Below are 8,474 nucleotides of genomic sequence, written 5' to 3'. Positions count from 1 at the left end.
GGCGATCTTCAAGACCCTGGCCGACGTGCCGCGCCTGCCCGTGCCCCAGGGCCCCGCCGCCGGCGGCGCCGGATCGGGCACCGCACCCAACATCCTGCAGCAGGATGTCAGCCCCCAGCAGGGATCGGGGCCGAGCGGCTCGGGCGGCGCGTTTCCGGGCGCGAACGACGCGCCGACGCCGCGAAACGGCGCTCCGGGGCGAAACGAGGCGCCGGACCGGCCGGACGGCGGCGCGATTCCGCTCGCGGACGAGACCCGGCCGGGCTCGGACGCCGATCCGAACCTCGGCCTCGTGCCACGGACGGTCGCAGTCCTGCAGGACAACGCGCTCGTCGCCGCGAGCAAGGCGCAGGGGCTCCTCGCCGCGGCATCAGGTGCCGGCGCGCCGGGACTGCGCATCGTCGCTGCGCATGTGGGGGAAGCCGCCATCGACGGCGTTCCGCTCGCCGACGGGACGGTGGTGCTGGCCGGCCGCTACGGGACGCTCGTCCTCAATCAGGACGGCACCTACCTCTACCGCGCCGACCGCGCGGCCGCGCTTGCCCAGGGCCAGCACGGAGCCGACGCCTTCAGCTACCGCGTCCAAGACGAACGGGGCACCGCCGCCACGGCGACGCTGACCGTCGACGTCACCGGCGTGAACGACGCGCCGGTCGCCGCGGGCCCCGTCGCGCTGGCGCCGAGGCCGGCGAGCGGACCGTGGATCGTCACGGCGGCTGAGCTGCTCGCCGGCGCGAGCGACATCGACGGCGACGCCCTCTCGATCACCGACGTGCGGATCGGCAGCGGGGGCGGCAGGCTCGTCGATCTCGGCGAAGGCCGCTACCGCTACGAGCCGGCGCCGATCCCGGGCGGCCCCGTCGTCCTCGCCTACACGATCACGGACGGGCACGGCGGCAGCCTAGCGCAGACTGCGCAGTTCACGCCCGTCCCCGGCCACGCCGCGACGATCTCGGGCGACCTGTCGGCTGCGGTGCGGGAGGACGCTCCGGGGACCGCCGCCGGTATGGCCGTCGTGGCCGACGCGGACCCCGGCGAGGCGTTCTTCAAGGTGCCCGCCTCGCTCGAGGGGCGCTACGGACGCTTCGGCTTCGACGCGCAGACCGGGCAATGGCGCTACGCGCTCGCGAACGCCGCGGCCGAGGTCCAGGCCCTCTCGGCCGGCGAGAGCGTTCAGGATCGCCTCGGACTCACGTCCGTCGACGGATCGGCGACGAGCGAGATCGTCGTCACCGTGCAGGGCAGCAACGACGCGCCCATTCTGTCCGCGGCCGACCCGGCCGCTTTCGCCGAGCGGCCCGGCGAGACCGGCAGCGCGGCGTCGGGCAGCGTCGCCGGCACGCTGGCCTTCTCGGACGTCGACCGGCACGACCTGCACAGCGTCGCGGTCGGCAGCCCGGTCGCGACCCGCGCGAGCGGGACGGTTCCGGGCGAGGCCATCGCCGCGCTCGCGCGCGCGCTCACGGCCTCGGTCAGCGAGGCCGACGGCTCGGGACGGGTCGCCTTCACCTTCACGGTGGCGGACCGTGTGCTCGATTTCCTGAAGGGCGGCGAGAGGCTGAGCGTCGTCTACCCGGTCACGCTATCGGACGGCCAGGGCGGCAGCGCGCAGCAGCCGGTGACGATCACGCTCGTCGGCGCCAACGACGCGCCGGTCGCCGAGGATGCCTCGGTGTCGACGCGGGGCGGCAGGCCAGTGACCGGAACGCTGACGGCGAAGGACGTCGACGCGGACAGCCTTGCCTTCTCGACCGTGACGGGCCCGGCGCATGGGAGCCTCAGCCTCGGGGCGAACGGGCAGTTCACCTACACGCCGGCAACGGGCTTCCGGGGCACGGACAGCTTCACCTACCGGGCGAGCGACGGCAGCCTCGATTCCGAACCGGCCACCGTCACGATCGCGGTGAATGGCGGCGCAGCGCCGCTGATCACGAGCGGGGCCAGCGCGTCCCTGACCCTGACCATCGGGCAGGCCGGGCGGCCCCTGACCGCGATTGCCGCGGGCTACCTCGCGGCCGGCAACGCGCTCGCGGACGGTCTCGGCGGACATGCCGGCTTCGGCGAGACGACACTTGACGCCAACGACGACGCGTCCACGCAGGCGATCGACATCACCGGGGTGTTCGGCCCGCAGGGGCTGAACTTCTTCAACCACCGCTACACGGCGATCTACGTCAACAACAACGGCAACATCACCTTCGAGGCCCCGCTCGGCACCTACACGCCGACGCGCATCGGCGGCGGCGACGCCAACCCGATCATTGCCCCTTTCTGGGCGGATGTGGACACGAGCACCGGCCCGAGCGGCACGACGGCGGGCGGCCACTCGAAGGGGTCGAACCTCGTCCATATCGACCGGGACACCGCGAACGGCGTCGTCACCATCACCTGGGACGATGTCGGCTACTATTCCAACCACACCGACGCGCTGAATGCCTTCCAGCTTCAGCTCATCGACCTGGGCAACGGTGATTTCGACATCGTCTACCGGTACGAGGCGGTGAACTGGACGCTCGGCGACGCGAGCGAGGGTATCCACGCGCGCGCCGGCTATTCCTCGGGCACCGATGCCGCCTACTACGAACTGCCGCAATCGGGCCACGCGGACGCGCTCGTCGCATTGCCGGGCACCCCGGGCAATACCGGCATCGACGGCGTCTACGTGTTCGAGGTGCAGAACGGATCGGTGCGCGGCGCCGGCGCGCTGCAGGGGACCGGGACGGTCGGCTTCTCCGATGCCGATATCGGCGATGTCCACAGCGTCGCCATCGCGATCGAGGCGGGCTCGATCCACTGGCGTCGGGCCGACGGGAGCGAGGCCGGCACCCAGCCGGCGGCCGTCGCGGATGCCCTGGCGCGGGCCTTCTCGGCCGGAATCACGCAGGAAGGCGGCGGCACGGGCACCGCGACGTGGACGTTGTCCCTGCCGAAATCCGAGGTCGCGTTCCTCGGTGTCGGCGAGACCCTGTCGGTCGTCTACGACCTCGTCGTCAGGGACGACGCGGCATCCTCCGCGCCCGCCACCGTCGCGGTGACGATCAGGAGCATCGGCGGCGTGAGCATCGGCGGCGACCATGCGGTGAGCGCGGCCCCGGGCGGCAGCGTCGTGCTCACCGAGAGCGACATCACGGCGCTCGGCGCGGACCCGACCGGCGGCGCGCCGACCTACGCGGTCGAGCCGGGCGCCGGCGGCTATTTCACGCTCGACGGTCTGCAGACCCTCCTGCCGGTCACGAGCTTCACGGAGGCCGACATCCTCGCGCATCGCGTGATCTATCACGGCGGTCCGCGTTCCGAGGACATTGGCCTGACGCTGCGCGATGCGGCCGGGCACGTCGCGAGCGCGAGACTCGCGATCACCGTCGCGGAGGTCGCGAAGGCCGACCACGTGGTCCGCGCCGCGGATGCGAGCGGCCCCTTCGCGCTCCCCAAGGAGGCGCTGCTCTTCAACGATGCGGGTGATCGCGCTGCGCTGAAGGTCGGGGGCGTGATGAGTGCCCACGGGACAGTGACGGACACCGACGGTCCGGCGCTCATCGTCGCCGCTTCGCCGGCCGGGGAGGACGTGTTCGTCTACGAGGCACGCGACGCGCTTCATCCGACCAGCAACGCGGCCGCGGTCTCGGTCGCGATCTCGTCGGCGCCCGACATCGCGCTTGCGGGACGGACATCGGCCGTCGGCAGCCCGGGGGACGACATCCTGATCGCCTCGAGCAACCACGGCACGGTCATGACGGGCGGTGCCGGCCACGATGTCTTCGTGTTCAGCGCCGCGCCGAGCGGGTCCGGACCGCTCCACCAGATCACCGACTTCGACGCGACGCAGGACGCGATCGACCTCGCCTTCCTCGGCGCCTCGGGCGGGATCCAATTCGCCGACCTTCATCTGAACCGCAATGCGAGCGCGGGATACGACCTCGCCGTCGGCCAGGATGCCGCGTCCGCGGCCAAGCTGGTGCATCTCGCCGCCAACGAGTCGATCCAGGACAAGATCGCGATCGTCTGGCTCGACCATCTCGCGTATCTCCCGGTCAGTTGATGCTCGAGCGAGATCGATGGACCCCGTCATCCCGGAGGGCTCGGCACGGAAACCCCGTGCAAGGCGAAGCGGCCTAGGGCGATCGGCCCGTCCCCGCCTGCGCCTCGCCCGCCGGATCGGGCTCGACCGGCTGCTGGCACTCGCCGTTCTCCTCGTCCTGCTTCTCGTGCGCCTGTGGGACCCGGCCCCGGTCGAGATCCTGCGGCTCCGGACCTTCGATGCCCTGCAGGCGCTGCACCCGCGGCCCGTCACCTTGAGGCCGGTGACGATCGTCGACATCGACGAGGACAGCATCCGCGCCTATGGGCAATGGCCCTGGGCGCGCACGCGGGTGGCGGAGCTCGTGCGCCGGCTGACGGTGGCCGGGGCCGCGGTCATCGCCTTCGACGCGGTCTTTCCGGAGCCCGACCGGCTCTCGCCCGGCCTCGTCGCCGAGAGCGTGCCCGGCCTCGATACCGCCACCCGCGCGGCGCTGGCGAGGCTGCCGAGCAACGACTCCGTCCTGGCCGAGGCGATCGGCGCGTCGCGGGTGATCGTCGGCCAGACGGCGCTCGCCCAGGCGACGGACAACGACGCCGCCCTGCCGGAGACGGGCTTCGCCATGCTCGGGCCGGATCCGGTCAACCACCTCGCGCATTTCCCGGGGCTGCTGCGGAACGTGCCCGCCATCGAGAACGCCGCCGCCGGCCGGGGCCTCTTCACCATTGTGCCCGAGCGCGACGGCATCGTCCGCCGCGTCCCGCTGGTGATGGTGGCCGAGAGCCGGGTCGTGCCGGCACTCAGCCTCGAGATCCTGCGCGTCCTCACGGGCAGCGGCGCCGTGATGATCCGCAGCGACGCCGCCGGGGTCAGCGCGGTGGCTCTGCCGGGCTTCGAGGTCCCGACGGACGGCGGCGGCTCGGTCTGGCTCCACTTCAACCACCACGACCCGGCCCGCTTCGTGTCGGCGAAGTCGGTGCTCGATGGCTCGCTCGACCCTGAGCGCGTGGCAGGCAAGATCGTGCTGATCGGCACCTCGGCGATCGGGCTCCTCGACAACAAGACCACGCCGGTCGACCGCACGATTCCGGGGGTCGAGGTGCACGCGCAGCTGCTGGAGAGCGTCCTCTCGAGGGCGACCCTGGCCTATCCGAACTACGCGATCGTCGTGGAATTGTTGCTGGCGCTCGCCGTCTCGCTCGGCATCATCGCCTTCGCGCCGGCGCTCGGGGCCGGCCGCCTGCTGATGCTCGGCGCCGTCGTGGCCGGATTCATCGCGGCGATCGCGTGGTTCCGCTTCACGAGACTCGGCATCCTGCTCGATCCGACCTTCCCTCTCGGCGCGAGCCTCAGCGTCTACGCGGTCCTCGTCTTCACGAACTACACCCGCGAGCAGGTTGGTCGGCAGCGCATCCGCTCGGCCTTCGGGCAATACCTCTCGCCGGCGCTCGTCGAGCAGCTCGCGGCCTCGCCGGAGAGGCTGAGGCTCGGTGGAGAGGAGCGCCGGATCACCGTGATGTTCAGCGACGTGCGCGGCTTCACGGGGATCTCGGAATTCTACCGGAACGACCCGGCCGGCCTGACCTCGCTGATGAACCGCTTCCTGACGCCGCTCACCAACGCCATCATCGAGCGGCGCGGCACCATCGACAAGTACATGGGCGACGCCATCATGGCGTTCTGGAACGCGCCCCTCGACGACCCTGACCAGGAGGCCAATGCCTGCGCTGCGGCGCTCGCGATGCTCGCGCGCATGGACGCTCTCAACGCTCTCCGCCGGAGCGAGGCCGCGGCCGGCGGCCAGCCCGACCTGCCCATCACCATCGGCATCGGCATCAATACGGGGCGCTGCGTCGTCGGCAACATGGGCTCGGACCTGCGCTTCGACTACTCGGTGCTCGGCGATCCCGTGAACGTCGCCTCCCGGCTCGAGGGTCAGTCGAAGACATACGGAATGCAGGTCATCCTGGGTTCGGCGACGGCCGAAGCCGTAGCCGACCGCTTCGCGGTGCTGGAGATCGACCGCGTCCGCGTGAAGGGCAAGCGCGAGGCGGAATCCGTGTGGGCGCTCCTGGGCGATGCCGCGACGCGCGGATCCGAGCGCTTCGCGCAACTCGCCCGCGAGCAGGGCGCGATGCTGGGCGCCTACCGTCGCCGCGACTGGGGCGAGGCCCTTGCCCGCCTCGACGCCTGCCGGCGCCTCGGCGACGGCTTCGCGCTGACGAGGCTCCACGACCTCTTCGCGGCACGCATCGCCGGCTTCGAGCAGGTGCCTCCGCCGGACGATTGGGACGGGATCCACCTCGCCGAGACGAAGTGAGGGCGGGCGGGCGCCGCGTTCAACCGGGCCGTCCTGCCGGCGCGCGAGGCGACGGCAAGAAACCACGGTCCGTCAGGGCGGCCGCCAGCAGGACGAGCAGGCCGAGATGGAGGCCGAAAGCCGCCGGTCCGAACGCCGAGAGGTGCCAGAGCGCGAGGGCCCCGCCAGCCATCGCGGCCGGGGTGAGCGCGTAGGCGGGCGCGCGCCAGCCCGGAGTCGGTCGGGCGAGGCGCCAGAAGCAGACCGCGAACGCCACGAGCGCGAAGGTGCCCTTGATGAGCGCCATGAACCGGATCACGCGGACGAGATCCGGATCGGTGCCGCCTTCGGCCGGAGTGCCGGACAGGACCGCGGCGGCGAGCGCCGACGCCGTGGCGACGAGGAGGACAATTCGCCAGCCGCGCAGGCCCGCCGCACGGGCGTCGGGCACGGCGGGCGGCGTGAGCGAGAGTCCCGAATCGGCGTCGATGCGCATCCGCCCTCCTGCCGAGGTATGATCGAACTATCGTCGAATGAGGCTAGCGCGCTTTCCGCCGAAGTGGTTGCCGGTTTGGCGATCAGAAAGCGCGCCCGATCAAAGGGTCCGGAGTATTGTCCGTGATCCAGGAATCACGGACAATGCTCTGGCGGGCCGGACTCGAACCGCAAGCCTCAGACGTCGCCGCTATGGGCCAGGTCGGCCCTCTGGGCCGCACCGTACCGGTCGCGGACGCCGAGCGCCCGGTAGAGCGCGTTGGCGTGGACCTTGATGGTGTTCTCGGTCAGCCCGAGGGTGCGGGCGATCTCCTTGTTCGACTTTCCGCACCGGATCAGGCGCAACACGTCCTGCTGGCGCGGTGTCAGCCGCACATCGGAGGCCGGACGCCGCGTCGCCTCGAATCGCGGCGCGGTGTCCGGGACGGGCGGGAGTTCCGCCAACATGGGCGGCACGAAGATGTGGCCGTCGAGGATCAGCCGGAAGGCCCGCGCGATCCCGGGCGGCCCGAGCGCCTTCGGGACGTAGCCATGCAGCCCGGCCTGCAGAGCGAGGAAGACCTCCTCGCGCTTGCCCGAACTGGTCACGACCGCGACTCGGACCTTCGGGAAGACCTCGCGCACGCTGCGCAGGTTGAGCGGCGTGCCGACCCCCGGCATCGCCAGATCGATGCACGCGAAGGTGATGTCGCTGTGCTCGTCGAGCAGGATGAGCGCCTCGTCGAGGGTCCCGGCCTCGATGACGCGGCCGACGCCGCAATCCCGCCTGAGCAGGGCAGCGATGCCCGTGCGGGACTGGTCATGGCCATCGGCCACGAGGGCAACGGAGACTACCCCAACCATGGTCGTTCACCTGTCCGGTCGCGGACCGCTCCTCAGCTGATGTCCGACCTGAGTCAGGACGTTCGGTACTGCGACGGGGCACGAGGCCCGATCGCGACCGGATCTACGATCCGTGGATCTGCGAGCATGAATCCTGGGACTTGCGCATCATCCGTACGGCGTTCACCTCATCCGATCGAGCTGCGACAGGGCTGCGGAAGGAGCGCCGCGAAATTTCCGGCGGCCGCCGCCCGCAGAAGCGAGTCCGTGATCCGCATCAGGGGTGATCGGCGATGCGATCACCCTCTTCGTCTCACGGAAGCGGCATGGGTCGAATTGAGGGCCCATACAACTTCCAATTCGTACAATTTGGAACATGGAAATGGTTAGATGACAAGATCCGCGGCGCGCTTTAGCGAATGAAGTCCAGCGTTGAGCAATCATCCGGTGAGCAGGGAGCGGTTGTCCGGTACGGTAATGTACGGTTGTGCTTTGACCGTAAATCCGGAGGCGAGGGCGCCGAGCGTACGGGTCACGCCGCGTGTTTTCAGGACGCCTCCGCGCGGGATGACGCGGCCAATCCACCGCTTTGCAGCGACGTCTCGGCCGACCTCGCCGAGTTTCACACAATTGTTCCGACTTTCGGATTAGTGACAGATTCTGCTGTTTTGGTACGGTCCGGGCCGTATGGACCACCGATACCCCGAAGGAATGACTGCCGTGATGCGAGACCGTCCATCCACGGAGCTTGCATCGGCGTTGGGCCGGTGCCGTGTTGCGTTTGTTGGTGTTGGGGCGATGAGCGGGCTGATCAACCTGCTGTATCTGACCGGCTCCTTT

Annotated in this window: 4 protein-coding genes; 2 read left to right on the top strand and 2 right to left on the bottom strand. The window is 70.5% G+C overall.

The genetic code is table 11. The features are described from left to right. Window positions 1–4,039 (top strand): cadherin-like domain-containing protein (locus WDW90_RS32760; protein ID WP_336491808.1); only part of this gene is annotated, 4,039 nt, incomplete at its 5' end. A 16-nt stretch (window positions 4,040–4,055) separates the two neighbouring features. After that, a complete protein-coding gene (locus WDW90_RS32755) occupies window positions 4,056–6,338 on the top strand; it encodes a CHASE2 domain-containing protein (RefSeq protein WP_336491807.1) in 2,283 nt (760 codons plus the stop codon). 19 nt (window positions 6,339–6,357) lie between these two features. Here the strand turns inward: WDW90_RS32755 and WDW90_RS32750 are convergent, their stop codons facing one another. Then, window positions 6,358–6,813 carry a hypothetical protein gene (locus WDW90_RS32750; protein WP_336491806.1) on the bottom strand — a complete coding sequence of 152 codons (456 nt, stop codon included), beginning with the start codon at window positions 6,811–6,813 and terminating at the stop codon, window positions 6,358–6,360. A gap of 176 nt (window positions 6,814–6,989) precedes the next feature. Then, entirely contained in the window at window positions 6,990–7,655 is a 666-nt protein-coding gene (locus WDW90_RS32745) for a LuxR C-terminal-related transcriptional regulator (RefSeq protein WP_336491804.1), read from the bottom strand. Window positions 7,656–8,474: the final 819 nt, after the last annotated feature.

This window comes from Methylobacterium nigriterrae (assembly GCF_037106235.1).
GTDB classification, from domain to species: domain Bacteria; phylum Pseudomonadota; class Alphaproteobacteria; order Rhizobiales; family Beijerinckiaceae; genus Methylobacterium; species Methylobacterium nigriterrae.
Note: the sequence above shows the minus strand (reverse complement) of the source record. Positions and strands in the feature narration are given on the sequence as shown.

What these genes read in the sequence shown, in the direction of transcription:
- WDW90_RS32755 (WP_336491807.1), top strand. Translation starts at nt 4,056, where the DNA reads ATGGACCCCGTCATCCCGGAGGGCTCGGCACGGAAACCCCGTGCAAGG.
- WDW90_RS32750 (WP_336491806.1), bottom strand. Translation starts at nt 6,813, where the DNA reads ATGCGCATCGACGCCGATTCGGGACTCTCGCTCACGCCGCCCGCCGTG.
- WDW90_RS32745 (WP_336491804.1), bottom strand. Translation starts at nt 7,655, where the DNA reads ATGGTTGGGGTAGTCTCCGTTGCCCTCGTGGCCGATGGCCATGACCAG.